This is a genomic window from Amycolatopsis oliviviridis (assembly GCF_014654365.1).
Classification (GTDB): Bacteria; Actinomycetota; Actinomycetes; order Mycobacteriales; family Pseudonocardiaceae; genus Amycolatopsis; species Amycolatopsis oliviviridis.
Window position 1 is genome coordinate 1,399,513 of record NZ_BNAY01000001.1, and the last position, 18,647, is coordinate 1,418,159.

An 18,647-nucleotide genomic window follows, 5' to 3' on the forward strand; every position below is an offset into this window, starting at 1 on the left:
CGGAGCCGGACGCGGGTCAGTGCGCTTCGGGGGACCGGCCGAGCCGGATCGCCGAGACGAGGAAGAACAAGCCACCGAGGGCGGCGTATCCGGCCAGATTGACCAGTGACGCGCCCGGCTGCGCGGCTTGCAGGACGAAGGTCGTCCCGGCGACGGCGGAGATGGCCCCGCTGGCGATCATCGCCCCTTGGCCGCCCATCTTGCGGCGGCCGATGCCGACGGCGAGCTGGACGAGCCCCGAGACGATCGCCCACGCTCCCCACACGCGCAGTACCGCCGGGATGCCGGAAGTGACGGCCACCGCGAGGCCGATGCCCGCGATTCCGCTGATCGCGATGTTCACATACAAACCCAGAGGGGGCTTCGCGCCCTGCGACGAGCGAAGGTCGACGAGCGCGGCGGCGACGTCGAACAACGGATACAGCACGAGCAGCGCGACACTGACCGGCCCGAGCTTCGACGCGCTGGTGAACAGCAGGCCCGCCCACACGAGGGCGAAGCCGAAACGAACGAAGTACAGGCGTCGCAGGGCGGGCGCGATGGTGGACGCGGCGACGGCATGGCTACTCACGAGAGCTCCTTGGGGTGTGCGTAAGACCTGAGAAGAAGGCCGAATTCCAGAAGAGGAGAACGTTCGGTCTACCTTGACCTTGACAGCCGACCGCGACCCCGTCAAGACCGAACGTTCTACCCCGTAAGATGTCGGTAATGACGAACACCTCCGGAGCGCGGTCCAAGCTGCTCACCACGGCGACCAGGCTCTTCTACACGGAGGGCATCCGCTCGGTCGGTATCGACCGGATCGTGGTCGAGGCGAAGGTGACCCGAGCGACCCTGTACCGGCACTTCCCCGGCAAGGACGACCTGATCGTCTACTACCTGCAGGAGGCCGACCAGGCCCTCCGCGGCCAGGCGGACGCCATCCTGGCGCGCGGGTTACCGGCGCCCGACACTCTCCGGGCCATCGCCGAATCCATCGCGGAGGGCATCCGGTCCCCCGGCTTCCGCGGCTGTGCCTTCCTCAACGCCGCCGCGGAGTACCCGGATCCGGTCCACCCGGTGCACCAAGCCGTCCTCGCCCACCGCGAATGGTTCTCGGGCGTGATCACCGAGGTACTGGCCAGCGCGGGGGACGCGCCGGTCGAACGCGCCGCCCGGCGCTTCGTCCTGTTGCGCGACGGGGCGATGGCCACCGGTTGCCTGTCCGACCCGGACCCGATCTGCGAGACCTTCCTCCAAGGGGTCGAGGATCTGCTACGGCTTCACTTCGCTGCAGTCGACTAGGGCCTGGGTGATTTGACGGGTGGTCTGCGCGGCGACGCGGGAATCGACAGCGGCATAGTTGACGTAGGCGTTCAGACCGGTCGCCAACGCCCAGCCGCGCCCGCGGGTCCAGGTGGCATCGTCCACTTCGAGCGCGGCGCGGAAGGTGGCTCGCGTCTCGGCCGACATGAGCGTGAACGCGATGATCAGGTCGCAGGCCGGATCACCCATTCCCAGCTCGCCGAAGTCGATGACAGCGCTGAGGCGCCCGCCGCTCGTCAGCAGGTTGCCGGTGTGGAAATCGCCGTGGAACCAGACCGGTGGACGGTCCCAGCCGGGGACGGCGAGCGCGGCGTCCCACAGTTCCTCCATCGCGGCGGCGTCGAACGCGTCGCTCACCTTCGCGATTGCTGATCGCGTCGCCGTGTCCCGTGCGGCCAGTGGCCGCCCCGGGAGATCTTCGGTCGTTTCGGCGTCGAACCGATGGAGCGCGGTCAGGAACCCGGCCAGGACGTCGGCCGCCTCGTGCGAGCCGGCGAGCGCGTCGGTGGTCGCGACCTCGCCGTCCAGCCAGCGCGAGACCGACCATGACCACGGATAGCCGAAATCCGGTTCTCCCACCTCCACCGGCACGGGAACGGCCAAAGGCAGGTGCGGGGCGAGCCGGGGTAACCACTCGGCTTCCTTCCTCGCCTGGTCGATCGCGCCCGCATGGCGAGGGAGCCGGACGGACAGCTCCTCCCCCAGCCGGTAGATCACATGGTCCGAACCGGCCGGAGCGTGCGGAAGCAACGGCAACCCGGCCCACCGCGGGAACTGCGTGTCGATCAGCCGCCTTGCCAGCGCGGCATCGATGATCGGGGCTGGTTCGACGGTCAAGTACGGCTCCTGTGGGGTACGCCTTGGTGGCTCCAGGCTCCCGGCACAGTGTCATGGCCGTGTTGTTCGATCAATCGGTTTTGCCAGGGAGCGCAGGTGAGTAAGCCACTCGCAACACCGGAAGCCGCGCCGGGAAACTGTCAGTTCGTGTCGGTGACGCACAGAACGGTGATCTCCGCGTTGGCGGTGTCGGTGAGGACGTACGTCCGATCCCATGTCGCACCCTCGAACCACGGGGTCCACGGCATGAGGCTGGCGTGCACACGAAAGTCCTCGTAGCGGTTCTGGGTCAACGCCTCGACGGCGGCACCGGCGAGTGCCTTCGCGTCGCTCGCCGGACCGCGGTATCGACCGTACGCTCCCCCGCTGACGATCAGGTGGGCCAGGATCCCGTCCAGGCAAAGCAAACCGGTCCAGTCCTGCTGAAAGCCGCCGACGTCGGGATCGAGTGGGTCCGGGATCCGAAGTTCGCCGAGTCCTTCCCGGACCACTTCGCTGTCGAAGAAAACGCGGAGCAGTCCGAACTCCTCCGCGCGGTTGCGAGCGACGAACCAGGCCGCCGCGTCCGGGTAGTCGACCGCTCGCCAACGGCCGAGCAGGTACCCGCCGTTCGCGTAGGCCGCCGTCACGTGTTCGAGGTATCGGTCCAGCGCCGGGGCGGTCACGGGAACGGCCGCCCAGGCGATGCCGTTCTGTGCGGCGGCGACCTCCGACGGCCCGGGGCGCGGGTCGTCCCAGTCGATCTCGTTCCAGCGTTTCGGCACGCGACGAGTTTGACAGCCACCACGCGGACGGCGCACGCCGATTCCGGGGTAGCGCCAGCACCACCCGCGTCCGGGGGTCACTCCCCTGGTTCCCCCGCTCGCCGATCCCTAGCGTCTTTCCCATGAACGACAGCAAAAGCGCACTGGTCACCGTCTCCCTCTGGCTCGTCCTCCTCGCCAGCGCCGCCACCAACTCGGTCGGCCAGTTCGTGGGGATGGACTACCCGTTCCGGATGATCGCGGGCGCCGTCTCGGTCGTCTGCATCGTGCTTCTGGTCACCCGGTACCTCGCGCGGCGCAAAGCCTGAGCGCGCAGCCCGCCCGGAGCGACTTTCCGGGCGGGCCAGGCACTTCAGGACACCTTGGGCGTCGCACGCACGCCGTAATGCACGTACGGCTCACCTGTCGACAGCGTGTAGAAGGTGACCGGCGTCCAGGTCTGGGCACCCGGCTCACGGCAGACGTAGAGCGAGTCCGCCACCGGGACCAGGTCGAACTCCATCGTCTTCTCCGGCATGAGGTCGGCCAGCGGGCCCGTGACGGTCTGCCGGAGCCGGAGACCGTCCCCTTCGGACAGCACCTCCATCAGCACCCCCGCGCGTTCGTAGACGCCGACGTGCTTCGAACCGTCGACGGTGACCGGGGTCGCGGGTGGCTCCAACGGCTTCGGCATCGCCACATCGGCGATCTCGGCGAAGATCTCCCGGTACAACTCCTCGAACAGGTCGCGGGTGTTGCCGCCGTTGGTGAGCAGCGTGACCGCGAGCCCTTGATCGGGCAGCAGCCGCAGGAACGCCGACTGCCCGATCGTGTTGCCGTCGTGGCCGATGACCCGTCGTCCGCTCCAGTCGTCGCGGATCCAGCCGAGACCCCACGAGTCGCCGAGCGAGTGCTTGTCCGGGATCTCGGCCTGCTTCGAGGCCATCGCGGTCGCGGACGCCGTCGTCAGGATCCGCTCACCGGACGGGGTGAGGCCGCCGGTCAGGTGCAACCGGGCGAACCCGAGGACGTCCTTGGTCGTGGCGGTGATCAGCCCTGCCGGGCCCATGTTCCGGGGCAGGCCCCAGATCGGCGCGGGCCGCGGCTCTTCGTCCGCGCCGGCCACGTGACCGACGGCGGCGCGGAACATCAGTGCTTCCTCGGGCAGGGTCACGGTGTGGGTGAGGCCGAGCGGCGCGAACAGCTTCTCCCGCATCGCGACGTCCCAGGTCTGCCCGGTGAGTTTCTCGATCACCCGGCCCATGAGCACGAAACCCGAGTTGCAGTAAGAGAAAGTCTCGCCGAGAGGGTGGTTCTGCGCGGCCTGGTCGAGGATCTCGACGTAGCGCTCCAGCGTGTCGTCGCCGCGGCCGGTGTCGGTGAAGACGTCGCCGTCGATCCCGCTGGTGTGCGTCAGCAGGTGCCGCATGGTCACCTGCTTGGCGACGTCCGGATCGGCCAGCCGTAGTTCGGGGACGACGTCGGCGATCGGCGCGTCCAGATCGAGGAGCCCTTCGTCGACCAGCTGCATCACCACGGTCGACGTCCACACCTTGGAGATCGATCCGATCTGGAACACCGAGTCCTCGGTGACCTCGACGCCGGTCGCCGTGTTCAGCACGCCGTAGGAGGCGTGCACCTCGGTGTCTTCCCTGTCGTCGCCCACCCTAGTGATGCCCAGCGCGGCGCCGGGGACGCGGTGCTTGCGCGCGAGTTCGGCCAGGCGCCGCCGCCAGTGTGCCGCTTCGATCGGCACCCTCGGCACGCCGCCCGCCGGTGCGGCGTACTGCTCGACCCAGTCGACGATCCGCCGGTTGTAGTCGAGCCGGTGCGACGGCGGGCCGTCGAGGATGAACAGATGCGACGCGCCCGGGTACAGCACCATCCGGGCCGGGACGCCGCGCGTACGGAGAGCGCTGAACCACTGCTCCGCCTGACCGACCGGGCACCGCTCGTCGTCCGCGCCCTGGACGACCAGCGTCGGCGTCCGCACCCGCGCGACCTGGGAGAACGGCGAGAACCGCTCGTTGGCCTGGTCCCACGACGCGCCGCCGAGCTCGCCGACGGCCAGGTAGTGCCCGGCGTCGGAGGTACCGCCCATGCTGGTCAGATCGCTGACCACGCCACCGGCGACAGCGGCGGCGAACCGGTCGTCACGGCTGGTCAGGTAGCAGGTCATGAACCCGCCGTAGCTGTAGCCCGACACGGCGAGCCGGTCCGCGTCGGCGATCCCTTCGGCGACCAGCTGGTCCAGCGGTTCGAGGAAGTCGCGAGAATCGGCGGTGCCCCACGCGCCCACGGCGCCCGTGTAGAACGCCTCCCCGTAACCGTCGCTGCCACGCGGGTTGAGCAGCAGCACCGCCCAGCCCCGCGCGACGAGCGCCTGGTGATAGAGGTGGACCGAGTCGGCCGCGCCGTTCCAGGCGTTGTGCGGGCCGCCGTGGATGTCGAGCAGCAGCGGCGCGGCACCGGACCGGGACGGATCCCGCAGCAGCCAGCCGTGGACGACGGTGCCGTCGCCGATGGTGAATTCCCGCTCCTCGCGGGGGAAAAGCTCGATCTCGGCGACCGGGGCGCCGTGCCCGGTGCGCACGTCGACTTCGCCGGACTCCGGATCGACGACCGCGATCTCGCCGAACGACGTCCCCGTGGCCAGTGCGACCACCGCCCTGCCTCCCGCGCTGTCCATTCCGGACACCACCTGGCCGGCCCCGGCCAGGACAGCGCGCGCGTTTCCGCCGTCGAGGTCCACTCGGTACAGATGGGTGCAGCCGCGGTCGCGGAGGCCGAACAGTACCGAGCCACCGTCCGCGGTCAGGTTCGGGAGCGCGCCCGGGTACCCCGCGCCGCCTGCCATCACGTTGCGGTCCAAGGAAGCCGTCAGATCGACGGTCTCGCCGCCGTCGAGCGGGACCCGCAGCAGGGCGAGGTGACCGACTCGGGTGTCGGCCCGGCCGACCACCAGAAGCGCGTCACCGTCCGCGGTCCAGCCGACCGTGCCCGCCATGCCCTCGCCTGAGCCGACCAGCCGCGGCTCGGAGGTCTTCATGGTCACGTCGAGAACGTAGGCGCCGGAACGGAAAGTCAGATCCGCGTCCGCGTCCCGCCCGGCGGAGAAGGCCAGGTACTTGCCGTCCGGCGACCAGGCGGGATCGCCGGCGTGCCAATCGCCGAAGGTGACCTGCCGGACCTCCTTCGTGGCGACGTCGAGCACGTGCAGGTGCTTGCGGATGGTCTTGATCAGCCCGGCGCCGTCGGCCTTGAAGTCCAGCCGGTCCGCCACCACCGGGTCGTTCGGCGCGGATTCGCCCGCCAGGTCGACCGCCGCCGAGAACGCGATCTCGCCGCCGTCCGGGCTCCACACCGGCGCGCCCGCCCCGAGCGGCAGTTCGGTGATCTGTTCCGCTTCCCCGCCCGACGACGGCAGGAACCACACCTGCGGCGGCCCGTCCTGGGCGCGGAGGAACGCGATCCGCGTGCCGTCCGGGGCCCACTTCGGTGCCAGGTCGGCGGTTCCGCGGGTGAGCTGCCGGGCTTCGCCGGTGGTCGCGCCGACCTCCCAGAGCGTGTGCGCGTTCCGGTCCTCCTCGCGGTCCGTGGTGCGCAGGACGTAGACGATCCGTTCGCCGTCCGGTGAGAGCGAAGGCTGGCTGGGGACGGCGATTCCGTACAGGTCGTCGAGACCGAGACGTCGGGTCATGGTGCGCTTGCTCCTCTGGGGATCGCGAGCTGATGGCTCTCGTTTTCACTGAAGTGGCAGGCCGCCGCGTGACGTCGGTGTGCCGCGTCATGGGTGGGATCCGCTTGGAGGCAGAGTTCGCGGTCGGCGCGGACGAGCGGGCCGACCGGACAGCGTGTGTGGTAGCGGCACCCGGCCGGCGGATGGTGCGGGTCGGCGGGCTCGACGTCGGCGGTCGCCTCGTCCGCGCCGGTGTCGAGCAGGGAGGTGTGCGCGGACGGCGCCGCGGCGAGCAGATCGCGGGTGTAGGGATGCTGCGGATCCGTGAGCACCTGCTCCGCCGGGCCGACCTCGACGATCCGGCCGAGGTACATCACGGCGACGATGTCACTGAGATAGCGGATCACCGCGAGGTTGTGCGAGATGAACAACATCGACAGGCCCAGCCGTCGTTGCAAGGACCGGACGAGGTTGAGCACCGCGCCCTGCACGGACACGTCCAGCGCGGAGGTGATCTCGTCCGCGATCAGCACCTCGGGCCGCCCGGCCAGCGCGCGGGCGAGCGCGACCCGTTGCCGCTGGCCGCCGGAAAGCTGCCCCGGCAGATGCCCGGCGCGGTCCGGATCGAGGTTGACCAGCTCCAGCAGCCGGGCGACCTCGTCCCGGCGTGCGGCGCGACCGGAGAGGACACCGCGCGGGATCGCCTCGGCGATCGACTCCCCGATGCTCATCCGGGGGTCCAAAGAGGAATACGGATCCTGGAACACCATCTGCAACGGGGGGCGCCGGGGCAGCTTCCGGACGTCCACGCCGCCCAGCAGGACCCGTCCGGCGCTGACCGGCGACAGCCCGACGGCGGCCCGGGCCAGCGTCGATTTCCCCGAGCCCGATTCGCCGACGAGCCCGACGACCTGTCCGGAGGGGACGGTCAGCCCGACCCGGTCGACGGCGGTGAGACCGCGCCTTCCGCCGTACCGCACGCTCACCGCGTCGAAGACGAGATCACTCACTCCGCACCTCCGGCGGTCACGGTTTCCTTTGTGGACAGAGATGCCGAGGCCTCCCAGCACGCGACACGGTGGCTGGACCCCACGCTTTCCAGCACCGGGTCTTCGAGACGGCACCGGTCGGTCACCGCGGGGCACCGGTCGGCGAAGGCGCAGCCGGTGGGCACGCGATCCGGTTCCGGTGGGCGGCCGGGGATCACCGCGAGCGGCGTGTCACGATCGGTTTCCAGGTCGAGCGTCGCGGCCAGCAGCGCCCTGGTGTAGGGATGCCTCGGCGTCCCCGCCGACGGCATGTCCTCCACCACGCGGCCCGCGTACATGACCAACATCCGCTCACAGGTCTGCGACACGACCGCGATGTCATGGCTGATCAGGATGATCGCCGTGTCCCGTTCGGCCCTCGTCCGCGCCAGCAGCCGCAACAGCTGCCGCTGCACGGTGACGTCGAGCGCGGTGGTCGGTTCGTCGGCGATGATCAGCCGCGGGTCGCCCATCAGCCCCATGCCGATCATCGCGCGCTGCCGCATCCCGCCGGAGAACTCGTGCGGGTACTGCTTCGCCCGCCGTCCGGCGGCCGGGATCCGCACCGCGCGCAACCGGTCCACGGCCCGTTCGAACGCCTTGGCACGCGGCAGGCCCTGGTGCTGTTCGGCGACCTCGGCCAGCTGACGGCCGATCCGCCTGGTCGGATTGAACGAGGTCATCGGGTCCTGGAACACCATGGCCAGCGACGTGCCGAGCAACCCGCGCAACTCCCGTTCCGGAGTCGTCAGCAACGGCCTCCCGGCGAAATCGAGCCTGTCCGCGGTGACCACGGCCGGCGCTTCGACCAGCCGTGACACCGCGAGCCCGGTCAGGCTCTTCCCCGAACCCGACTCGCCGACGACGCCGATCGCCTCGCCCGCGTGAACGGTGAAGCTCACCCCGCGCACCGGGACGGTCCACCCAGCCGGACGCGGGAACGCCACCTGGAGGTTCTCGACCACCAGGACGGCGTCGTCGCGGTCTTCGGCGACGGCTTCCCTGGCAGGAACGACCGTCCGCGGCGCGAGCTTGCGCAACCCGGTGCGGACACCGATCACGCCCGCCACGGTCTCCCCCGCCAGGTTGAAGGCGAGACCGGCCAGGACCACCGCGACACCCGGCGCGAGCGCGGCCGCCGGATTGACGTAGATCCCGTTGAGCCCTTCGCCGAGCAGCCGTCCCCAGTCGTACTCCGGCGCCTGGACACCGATGCCGAGGAACGACAACCCGGCGAACGCCAGCAGCGAGGCGCCCGCGCCGAGGGTCGCGTTCACCACCAGCGGTTCGCCGATGTTGGGCAGGATGTGCCGCACCAGCAACCGGATCCGGCCGACTCCGGAGATCCGCGCGGCGGATACGAAGTCCTGGCCCGCGACGGAGGCGGACAGCGTCTGAGCCAGGCGTGCGAACGCCGGTGCCAGCGCGAAACCGACCGCCAGCACCGCGCCCTGGGCACCGACCCCGAAGATGACGGAGAAGAACAGCACCAGCAGCAGCCCGGGGAACGCGACCGCGATGTTCACCGCGGCGGTGACCAGCCGGGCGGCGGGCCGCGGCAGCAGCGACGGCAACGTGCCGAGGACGAGCCCGGTCACCACGCCGATCACCGTCGCGAACACCGCCAGCAGCACCGAAAGCCGGGTCGCGACCAGGACACGGAACAGGATGTCTCGGCCGAGGTCGTCGGTGCCCAGCCAATGCGCCGCCGACGGTCCTTGCGCGATGGCTTCGGTGTCGATCGCGAAGGCGTTGTCGTGCCACAGGATCGGGGCGAACACCGCGAGCGCGAACACCAGGAGCAGCAAGGTCGCCGAGAACGCGCCCACCGGGGTGCGCAAGGCCGCGAGCCATTTCGCCATCTCAGTTCTCCCGGATCGTCGAACGCGGATCGAGGACGGCCAGCAGCACGTCCACCGTCAGGTTCACCAGCAGCACGCCGATGCCGTAGACGAGCACGATCGCCTGCACCAGCGGGTAATCCTTCTGCAGGATCGACTGCGCGATGGTGGATCCGAGACCGGGCCAGGCGAACACGTTCTCCACCAGCACCGTCCCGGCGACCATCCCGGTGAGCATCAGCCCGCCCATGGTCAGCGTCGCGGTCAGCGCGTTCGGCAGCGCGTGCCGCAGGTAGACCAGCCTCGCTGGCAGCCGTTTCGCCCGCGCGGTGCGGATGAAGTCGTTGCCCAGCACGGAAAGCGTCTCCACCCGGACGATGCGGGACAGCACCGACGCCGGACCGAGCGCCAGCGCGATCACCGGCAGCACGAACGAACTCGCGTCCGCGTTCCCGGCGACCGGGAACCAGCCGAGCTGGACGGCGAAGAAAGCGACCAGTGCGACGGCGAGCAGGAACTCCGGGATGGCCGCGAGGAGCACGGTCGTCGACGTGAAGGCCAGTTCACCGCCTCGACGGCGCCCGCCCCGGGTCAGCACGGCGAACAGCAGGCCCAGCGGGATCGCCACCGCGATGACCACCGCGAAGGCGGGCAACGCCAGCTGGAGGGTGGCGGGCAGCCGGTCCCCGATCACTTCGGAGACCGGCTGCCCGCTCGTCATCGACGTCCCCAGGTCACCGGTGAACAGTCCGCCGAGGTAGTGGACGTACTGCAACCACAACGGATCGTCGAGTCCGAGCGCCGCCCGCCGCGCGTTCACCAGCTCCACCGGCGCGGTCAGCCCGAGCGCGGCCCGGACCGGGTCGCCGGGGATCAGCTGGATCATCAGGAACGCCATGGTGACCAGCACCCACAGCGAAACCGCGAACCGGCCGAGCCGGCGCGCCGCGAACGAGAGCCAGGGGCTGCCGCGCAGTCCCGCCGGCGCGAGCGCGACCGCCATCAGCTGTACATCCGGACGCTCGACGGTTCGATCGTGCCGAAGTTGACCTTGAACCGCGCGTTGCTGCCGAAGGTCGGGATGACCGAGTTGACGTACGGCACGACGTCCAGCCGCTCGATGAGCGCCGATTCCGCGGCGAGCCAGGTCGCGCAGCCTGATTCACCCGGCATCTGCGCGGCTTGGCGGGCCTGGGACGTGTACCGCTCGTTCTCGATGTGCGCGAAGTTCGTCCCGGCGGGCGGTTTCGGCCCGGACACGAACGACGTGACCTGACTGGGCAGCAACAGGGTCACCGGCGCGAGCGAGATGTCCCACTCACCGGTGTTGAAGAGCACCTGGCTGGTTCCCGGGCTGTCGAGGCCTTTGAGCGTGACGTCCGCGCCGGCGGCCTTCCACGACTGCTGCATCAGTTCGGCCGACGACGCCATCGTCGGCCCCAGCTGGGTGCCGTAGATCGCGGTCAGCGCGAGCCGTTTACCGTCCTTGACCCGCACGCCGTCCGCTCCCGGCTTCCAACCTGCCGCGTCGAGGGCCGACTTGGCCGCGGCGACGTCGAACGCGGGCAGCTTGCCGCTCACCGCATCGCCGGCGCACGCCCTGGGTTCGGTGGTGACCATTCCCTGGCTGGGCGCCCCGGCGCCGCTCGTGAGCACCTTGCCGATCTGAGCCAGGTCGAGTGCCTGTACCAGGGCACGGCGGACGGCCTGATCCGCACCGGCGCGGCCGGGTGCCTGGTTGAAGAACATCTCGCCCATCGGCACGACCTGGTCGCCGTGGAACAGCTTCTGGGCCCGGAGGCGTTGCTGATCCTGACCGGTGATCCGGGCGGCGTTGAGCTCACCCGACAACAGCAGGTTCGACGTGGTCGTCATGTTCTGGATGACCCGGAAGACGACCTTTTCCGGCAGGCCCGGCTGCTCGCGCTTCCAGTCCCCCGGTCCCCACGTGTAGTCCTTCCGCCGCGTGAGGGTGTAGTGGTCGTTCGGCACGATCTCGCTCATGGTGAACATGCCGGTGCCGTATTTCCCCTTGGCCAGGGCCTGCCGGTCGGTCACGCCCTTGCCGCAGACGATCGGCATCCCGCCGAGGTTGCGCAGCAGGAACGCGTCCGGCGCCCCGCTGGTGACGGTGATCGTCCGCGCCGCGTCGTCGGCGGTCGCCTTGGTTCCCGGCGCGACCGTGAGCCCGGACATCGGGGACTTGTTGGCGGGATCGCCGACGAAGTCGATGTTCGCGGCGACGCCGCTCGCGGTCAGCGGACTGCCGTCGTCGCAGGTGATCCCGTTCCGCAGGGTGAAGGAGGCCGTGGTCGTGGTGGCCTCGAACTTTTCGGCGAGCCCCGGGATCGGTTTGCCGGTCTCGTCGAGGTTGATCAGGCTGTCGTAGAGGTAGCGGCCGATCTCGAGGGCGACCGAGAGCACGGTCATCGCCGGGTCCAGCGCTCCCGGATCGGTCCCGATCGCCATGGTGAAGGTCTTGCCTTCGGTGAGTTTCTGGTTCGCGGTCCGGTCCTGCCCGGATTGCGACGTCCCCCCGCACGCGCTCACGGTCAAGGCCACCACGCTCGCGATCGCGGCGGTGAGCCGGGCTTTCTTCATGCGGTTCTCCTACTGGGTCACGGTCTGCGCACGGAGGTGTTCGACGGCGAGGCTGGCGGCCTCGCCGATGGCGGAATCGACCGCGGGCAGGCGATCGGCGAGGGAGCAGGCGCGGGTGAACACCGCGACGGCGTACCGGCGACCGTCCACATCGGTCACCACTCCCGCTTCGTTGCGGACGGCGGGAAGCGTCCCGGTCTTCGCCGCGATCTCGACTCCCGCGGGGAAGCCGGACGAGATCCGGTGCGGCCAGATCTGCTGGGCCATGATCGTCCGCACGCGTTCGCAGGCGGCCGGGTCGCCCGCGCGGTCGGTCCAGATCGCGTCCAGCAGTTCGGTGATCTCACGCGGGGTCGACGCCGTGGTGCGTTCCGGGTCGAGCACGGCGAGTTTCCACAGCTGTTCCTCGGTGGCCGCGGCGAGGATCGCCTCCAGATCGTCGTCCGGTTTCGCGCCGAGATCGGCGATCACCGAGGCGAAGAGGTCCTCGCAGCAGCCGATGAGCCGCGTCCTGGTCAGCCCGAGGTCGGCGAGGACCTTGTCGACGGCGTCCTGCCCGATCCGGTGGTAGATGACGTCGGTCGCGGCGTTGTCGCTCATCGTCAGCATGAAATGCGCCAGATCGCGCCAGCTCATCTCGACGTCGTCCGCGCAGCCGGCGGTGCCGATCCCGCCGATCCGGTAGCGCGCGGTGACGCGGGTCCGCTCGGTGTCGTCGAGCCGTCCGGCGGCCACCTCGCGGGCGAACGCGACCGCCACCGGGATCTTGAACACCGACGCCAGCACGACCGGGTCGTCCGCGCCGACCCCGACCTCGGGTCCGCCGGGGACGCCGACCTCGCGCGCGTGCACGAACCCGCGTGCCCCCGCGTTCGCGAAGACCGCTTCGATCTTCTCGGCGATCGAGGTCACCGGCTCACCCGCCGGTCGGCGCGTCCGGTGTGGACGAACAGCGCCCGGCCGCTGCCGTCGTCACCGACGAACGCGTGTGGCATGTGCAGGCCGAGCCCGTCGTGCTCGACGACCAGGGTGTCGCCCTTGTAGCCGAGGAGCTTGCTCTTCTCCGGTCCCGTCCCGAGATCGGCGAAGATCCCCTTCGGCGTGCGCTCCAGCCACAGGTCGCCGTCCTCGTCCTGAGTGACGACGATGTCCGCAACCTGCGACGAGTACTCGCCCACGAAGCGGGACGGATCGGCCGGGGCCTCCGCGGCGTTGGGCTCGGGCAGCGGCGGGACCTCGACGCCGGCCAGGTCGCCCAGCACCTTCCGGAAGATGTCCAGGTAGAGGTGCAGCGGCTTGCCGCCGTTGGTCAGCAACGCCACCGCGACGTTGCTGCCCGGCACGACCCGCAGGAACGCCGACTGGCCGATCGTGCCGCCGTCGTGCCCGATCACCGGGCCGCCGTCCCAGTCGAAGATCATCCAGCCGAGCCCCCACGCCCCGCCCATCAGGCCGAGGTAAGGCAGTTCGACCTGGCGTTCCCACATGGCGCGGGCGGTTTCCGGCCGCAGGACCTGGGTGCCGTCGTCCGCGCGGCCCTCGTTGAGGTGCATGCGGACGAAGGTGAGCAGGTCGCGCGGGCGCATCGCGAGATGTGAACCCGCCGGGGCGTTCGACCGCGTCAGCGCCCAGACCGGAGCGGCGACGGACTCGGCGTCCGGAGCAGGCTGGACGTGGCCGATCGCGGCGCGGTAGCGGATCGCGTCGTACGGTCCGGCGGCGGCGTGGGTCAGCCCGAGCGGCGCGAAGAGATGCTCGCGCAGGCACTCGTCGTAGGACTTGCCGCGCAGGACCTCGACGATCCTGCCGAGCACGCAGTACCCGGCGTTGTTGTAGGAGAACATCTCCCCCGGCTCGAACAGCTGGGGCACGTCGGCCAGGGTCGCCACGAGCTTCGCGACGCAGTCGTCGCCCTGCCCGGTGTCGGTGAAGATGTCGCCCTCGAAACCGGAGGTGTGGCAGGTCAGCTGCCGCACGGTGATCCGCCCCGCGGCGGCGTCGTCGGAGAGGGCGAACTCGGGAAGGTAGTCACGGACCGGCTTGTCGAGGTCCAGCCTGCCCTCGTCGACGAGTTGCATCGCCAAAGTGGTCGTCCACACCTTGGTGATGGAGCCGATCTGGAAGACGGAGTCCACTGTGGACTCGACGCCGGTGCTCTTGTTCACGACGCCGGCCGCGTGGTCGATCACCTCGCCGTTCGCGAAGACCGCGACGGCCGCGCCGGGCACCTGATGCTTCGCGAGGAGCTCGGCGAAGTTGTCCGCGAGCCAGGCATCGATTTCGGAAAGTTTCGACATGGGCATCCTTGTCCGTGGAAAGGGTGGACCGGCAGTTCCCGGAATGCTAGGACGGTGACGGGCGTCACCGGTTCGTGCGGACCGACGAGAGCGGCGGGAAAGTTCATCCGGGCGGACGAATCATTCGCCCCCGGCCTCGGGAAGCCTGAGCCATTCGACGGCCTGCGCCGCCGCGAAGCCGATGAACGCGTCCCGCTCCGGTACCCGTGACCGCCCGTCGACGGCGTCGGTGAAAATCCCTACCGCGTAACGGCCGCCATCCGGGTACTCGACCACGCCGACCTCGTTGCGCACCGACGGCAGCGTCCCGGTCTTGCCGCTGACGCGGATCCCATCGTCCGGGAACCCGGAACGCAGCCGATGCGGCCACACCTGCAGTTCCAGCCAGCGCCGGACATCGGCGCACGCCGTCGGCGAGGCTGCCTCGTCGCGCCAGATCAAGCCCAGCAACCGCGTGATCTCTTCGGCCGTCGTGGCGCAGCTGTGCTCCGGTTGCAGCGCGCGCAACGCCTGTATCCGCTCGATCGACAGCTCGGACAGCGCTTTCTCGTCGTCCTCGTAGGAGATCCCGAGGTCCTTGCCGATGCTGCCGAGCACCTCGCCACAGTCCTGCGGGACGGTGGTGTACTCGAAACCGAGACGCCGCAACGACTTCTCCGTCGAATCCTTGCCGACGCGGGCGAGGATCAGGTCGGTGGCGACGTTGTCGCTGATCCCGATCATCAGGATCGCGAGGTCGTACCAGGACATCGTGATCTCGTGCCGGAAAGTGGCCAGGCCGTACGGGCTCGGCGTGGGATGTCCCGGCGGGACGGTGACCGGCTCGCCGAGATCGAGCCCGCCGTCGGCGCCCTGCCTCGCCAGTTCCAGCGCGATCGGGACCTTGAAGACCGACGCCGTGACGACCGGGGTGTGCTCGTCGATCCCGATCCGGCGGGCGCCGTCGATCTCGGCCGCGTGCAGCCGGACGCGGACGCCGACCTCCTTCGCTCGCGCGTTGATCGTTTCGATGACTTCGGACGCGGTGGACATGAGGCTCCTGTCTGTACAAGGCGGGAAAAGACGGGAATCGCGTGATCAAACCCGTAACTCACGTGGCTGGACCCGTAACTCACGTGATCGGAGGCCGCACACGTGAGTTACGGACCTGATCACGCGAGTTACGGACCTGATCACGCGAGCCCGGCCTGTCTACTGAGGACTCGCCGGGGAGAACTTGAACTGCGCCGGGTTCTGCGGGACCCAGAACGCCATCACGGCGGTCAGGAACGTGGTCACGATGAGGAAACCGAACGCCGCGGTGTAGGAGAACGCGTCGGCGAGCCAACCCATCGCCACCGGGGCGACCGCGCCGGCCACCTGGCCGCCGAAGTTCATCACCCCCATGCCGATCCCGGTGACCGCCGTGGGCAGCACCCGCAGCGGCAGGCCGAAGACGGCCATCGTCGCCATCCCGAACACCGCGAGTGCGAGTGTCTCGTAGAGGGTGAACTCCGCCGTGCTGTCCGCGCTCACCATCAGGATCAGCAGCACCACGGTCACCAGCGCGATCGAACCGAGGTACCAGCGGCCGTGGTCGTGGAAGTACTTGTCGAACAGCCAGCCGCCGAGGATGGTCGTGCCGATGCTGACCAGCATCGGGATCGCCGCCAGGACACCGGTCTGGTTCAGCGTCAGTCCCCGCGCTTCGAGCAGGTAGCTGGGCACCCAGGTGATCAGGCCGTAGTTCAGCATGTTGGTGGCGCAGAACAGCAGCGTGAACTTCCAGACCACAAAGGACTTCAGCACTTGCTTGCGCGACACCTCGGGCACGCTCGTCTCGGTGCGGGGAAGGCTGCTCAACGACTTCGGCAGCGGCTTCGGCAGCAACGTCCAGACGACCACGCCGATGATCGCGCCGATCCCCGCCATCCAGAAGAACGTGTGCCGCCAGCCGAGGGCCATCAACAGCGGTCCGACGATCAGCGGCGCCAGCCCCGCGCCGATCCCGCCGGCGGACAGCATCACGCCGGTCACCGTCGCGCGGTTGCCGGGAGTGGTCCGTTCGGCGATCGCCTTGAACGAGGCCGCCGGGAAAAGTCCTTGGCACACGCCGAAAAGGCCGCGGACGAGCAGCAGCATCCCGAACGTGCCCGCCATCCCGGTCATCGCGGTGAACGCCGACCAGGCCAGCAGCGTCACCAGCATCGGCCCCCGCGAGCCATAGCGGTCCGCGAGGAAACCCGCCGGGATCTGGCACACCATGTAGACCAGCGCGAACACGGTCACGAGCCAGCCCTGCTGGGTCTTGCTGAGATCGAACTCGGCGCCGATCATCGGCAGCGCCATCCCGATGGAGAACCGGTCGATGTAGTCGACCGCCCAGGCGAAGACCATCACCACCATGGTGATGAGCGCCGTCCGGTTGATCCGCCGCGCTGTCCAGGTGTCCTCGTTGACCACTGCCGTCATGGCGCCTCCGCGGAAACGTTGGGAGAGAAGGAGAACGGCGAGCGTGGCGCCGATCACTCATTCTGAAACGCACTCGGCCGACGGAGTTCGTGCGATCTCACGAACATCCGGCGCCGTTTCGGGCCGGGCTGACCAACCTCAGTCTTCGGCGCCCGGTGGCCCTGTCCGCGTCTCGCGGGGCAACAGCCGTAGCTGCACCATGGCGGCGAACCGCTCCCCCGCGTCGTCGAGATCGATCTCGCCGACTTCGGCCAGGCGCCGCAGGCGATAGCGGAAGGTGTTCGGATGGACATAGGCCGCGGCGGACGCGGCACCGATGTCACCGAAGGCGTCCAGCCAGCACCGAAGGGTGTGCACCAGTTGTGACTGGTGTTGGGCGTCGTAGGCGAGCAATCGCGCGACAGGTCCTGTCGCGACGTCTCCCCTGGCCGCGGCGAGGTCGGCCAGTTCCAGCATGAGCGCGTCGACGTGGACGTCGTCCGCGGTGGCGACGCGTTTCGCGCCGGCGTTGGTGAGCAGCACGCGCAACGCCCTGTCCGCCCCGTCGCGCGAGGCACGCAGGCCGGAGCCGTCGAGCGCGAGCGGTCCGATGCCGATCGCGGCCGCCGCGCGACGGCCGGTGCGTTCCAGGAAGGTCGACGCGACCCGCACCGAACGCTCCTGGCAGTCGTCCTGGCTGCCGGGCATCGGGACGATGCCGTATGCGACGTCGCCCACGAGGGCGACGGCCGAACGCGGCTGCACCGCGCTGAGGTGCATGGCCAGCGCGTCGGCGACCCGCTGGCGGTCCGCGACCAGGCGGAGGTCGTCCTCGAGCGCGGGTGTGCCCAGCAGTCCCATGGCGAGCACGATCGACGGCTGGCCGAGCAGACCGAGCCGGGCGATGGCCTCCGGCGCCCCGGAACCGCCTTCGAGCGCCGTGCTCACCAAGTCCGCGCGCAGCCGCCGTTCGACATCGGCGCCCGCGCGCAACCGGAGCATGTGCAACGCGACGAGCTTGGCGGCGTCGATCAGCGCCTGAGTCCGCTCCTCGCTGAGCGGCTCTCGGACCGCCGCCCAGATCGACCCGAGTATCTCGTCGCCCGCGCGGACGGCGAGCGCCACCCGGGGAAGGACGAGCTCGACTTCGTCGTAGCGCTGCGGGTCGACGTAGACGGGCGCATGGTCGCGGTACAGCTTCTCGAAGACACCGTCCCGCTCCAGCCCGCGGGCGAACCGCTCCGGCACCTGCCTGCCCAGGATGGTCTCGACCCGGGAGGGATCCGCTTCGTCCTGGCGCCCGGAGAACGCGAGGATCCGGTTGCTGCGGTCCTCGATGGTCACCGGCGCGTCCAGCAGCGCGGCGATCGCGTTGGCCAGCGCGAAAAGGTCACCCGACGGCATCCCGCCGAGCGTCTGCGGCGAGACCTCGCCGACGTCACCCTCGGCGAGCAGGGTCCGGAGCATGGCGGCGAGCTGGGCCCAGGACGCGCCGCGGGCCAGCCCGAGCAGGGCGACACCGGACGAGTCCGCGGCGCGCCGGAGTTCCGGCGCCGGGGTGACGGGAGAACGGACGACGAGCGCCGCCGCGCCCCTCGCACCCACGTCGTGCAAGAGGCGGACGACCTCGTCCTGCTCCCGCACCCCGACGCCGAGCACGACGGCTCCGCCAGGGATGTCGGATTCGTCGTGCGGATCGTGGATGACCACCCCGCCGAGCTGCCTGCGGGTGGTCCGGCCGACCGCGACCGGCTCCAGGAGCACGTCCCCGAGGTCCTCCAGGACGCGCCCCAAGCTCATGTGCGGCTTGCTGGGCACCGGTGTCAGCACCCCCCGAAGGTAAACCCGGCCTCCGCGAACCGATTGGTTCGTTTCGACCAAATCTA

At 69.8% G+C, this 18,647-nt stretch carries 15 protein-coding genes; 2 read left to right on the forward strand and 13 right to left on the reverse strand.

Annotated features, from left to right (window positions below; genetic code table 11):
• Window positions 1-16: 16 nt before the first annotated feature.
• Entirely contained in the window at window positions 17-571 is a 555-nt protein-coding gene (locus IE302_RS06030) for a hypothetical protein (protein WP_191252516.1), read from the reverse strand.
• Between the two features lie 137 nt (window positions 572-708).
• Here IE302_RS06030 and IE302_RS06035 point away from each other — a divergent pair, with 137 nt between their 5' ends.
• Entirely contained in the window at window positions 709-1,284 is a 576-nt protein-coding gene (locus IE302_RS06035; RefSeq protein ID WP_229907616.1) for a TetR/AcrR family transcriptional regulator, read from the forward strand.
• Here the strand turns inward: IE302_RS06035 and IE302_RS06040 are convergent.
• Together IE302_RS06040 and IE302_RS06045 are read right to left on the reverse strand one after the other, a co-directional pair.
• Complete coding sequence (locus tag IE302_RS06040; protein ID WP_191252520.1) at window positions 1,255-2,142, reverse strand: aminoglycoside phosphotransferase family protein; 888 nt, start codon at window positions 2,140-2,142, stop codon at window positions 1,255-1,257. The genes IE302_RS06035 and IE302_RS06040 overlap by 30 nt on opposite strands.
• 140 nt (window positions 2,143-2,282) lie before the next feature.
• On the reverse strand, window positions 2,283-2,906 hold the full coding sequence (locus IE302_RS06045; RefSeq protein ID WP_191252521.1) for a hypothetical protein: 624 nt from the start codon (window positions 2,904-2,906) through the stop codon (window positions 2,283-2,285).
• A 122-nt stretch (window positions 2,907-3,028) separates the two neighbouring features.
• Here IE302_RS06045 and IE302_RS06050 point away from each other — a divergent pair, with 122 nt between their 5' ends.
• A complete protein-coding gene (locus tag IE302_RS06050) occupies window positions 3,029-3,214 on the forward strand; it encodes a hypothetical protein (RefSeq protein WP_191252523.1) in 186 nt (61 codons plus the stop codon).
• Window positions 3,215-3,258: 44 nt separating this feature from the next.
• On the opposite strand, the gene IE302_RS06055 is transcribed toward IE302_RS06050, so the two are convergent.
• The 10 genes from IE302_RS06055 to IE302_RS06100 form a co-directional block, all read right to left on the reverse strand.
• The gene (locus IE302_RS06055; protein ID WP_191252525.1) at window positions 3,259-6,585 is read right to left on the reverse strand and encodes a serine hydrolase; all 3,327 of its coding nucleotides are present in this window, start codon (window positions 6,583-6,585) and stop codon (window positions 3,259-3,261) included.
• On the reverse strand, window positions 6,582-7,574 hold the full coding sequence (locus IE302_RS06060) for an ABC transporter ATP-binding protein (RefSeq protein ID WP_191252527.1): 993 nt from the start codon (window positions 7,572-7,574) through the stop codon (window positions 6,582-6,584). Before IE302_RS06060 ends, IE302_RS06055 begins: the two co-directional genes overlap by 4 nt.
• Complete coding sequence (locus IE302_RS06065) at window positions 7,571-9,454, reverse strand: dipeptide/oligopeptide/nickel ABC transporter permease/ATP-binding protein (RefSeq protein ID WP_191252529.1); 1,884 nt, start codon at window positions 9,452-9,454, stop codon at window positions 7,571-7,573. The genes IE302_RS06060 and IE302_RS06065 overlap by 4 nt, the downstream gene beginning before the upstream one ends.
• Before the next feature lies 1 nt (window position 9,455).
• Entirely contained in the window at window positions 9,456-10,436 is a 981-nt protein-coding gene (locus tag IE302_RS06070) for an ABC transporter permease (RefSeq protein WP_191252531.1), read from the reverse strand.
• Entirely contained in the window at window positions 10,436-12,034 is a 1,599-nt protein-coding gene (locus tag IE302_RS06075) for an ABC transporter substrate-binding protein (RefSeq protein WP_191252533.1), read from the reverse strand. Before IE302_RS06075 ends, IE302_RS06070 begins: the two co-directional genes overlap by 1 nt.
• Window positions 12,035-12,043: 9 nt before the next feature.
• Window positions 12,044-12,946, reverse strand: coding sequence for a serine hydrolase (locus tag IE302_RS06080; RefSeq protein WP_191252535.1), 903 nt, complete (start codon window positions 12,944-12,946; stop codon window positions 12,044-12,046).
• Window positions 12,943-14,331: a serine hydrolase domain-containing protein gene (locus IE302_RS06085; RefSeq protein WP_191252537.1), complete on the reverse strand. Its 1,389-nt coding sequence runs from the start codon at window positions 14,329-14,331 to the stop codon at window positions 12,943-12,945. The genes IE302_RS06080 and IE302_RS06085 overlap by 4 nt, the downstream gene beginning before the upstream one ends.
• Window positions 14,332-14,451: 120 nt before the next feature.
• Entirely contained in the window at window positions 14,452-15,363 is a 912-nt protein-coding gene (locus IE302_RS06090) for a serine hydrolase (protein WP_191252539.1), read from the reverse strand.
• Between the two features lie 159 nt (window positions 15,364-15,522).
• Window positions 15,523-16,782: an MFS transporter gene (locus IE302_RS06095; RefSeq protein WP_191252541.1), complete on the reverse strand. Its 1,260-nt coding sequence runs from the start codon at window positions 16,780-16,782 to the stop codon at window positions 15,523-15,525.
• A 138-nt stretch (window positions 16,783-16,920) separates the two neighbouring features.
• Window positions 16,921-18,591, reverse strand: a complete 1,671-nt coding sequence (locus IE302_RS06100; RefSeq protein ID WP_191252543.1) for a PucR family transcriptional regulator — start codon at window positions 18,589-18,591, stop codon at window positions 16,921-16,923.
• Window positions 18,592-18,647 lie beyond the last annotated feature (56 nt).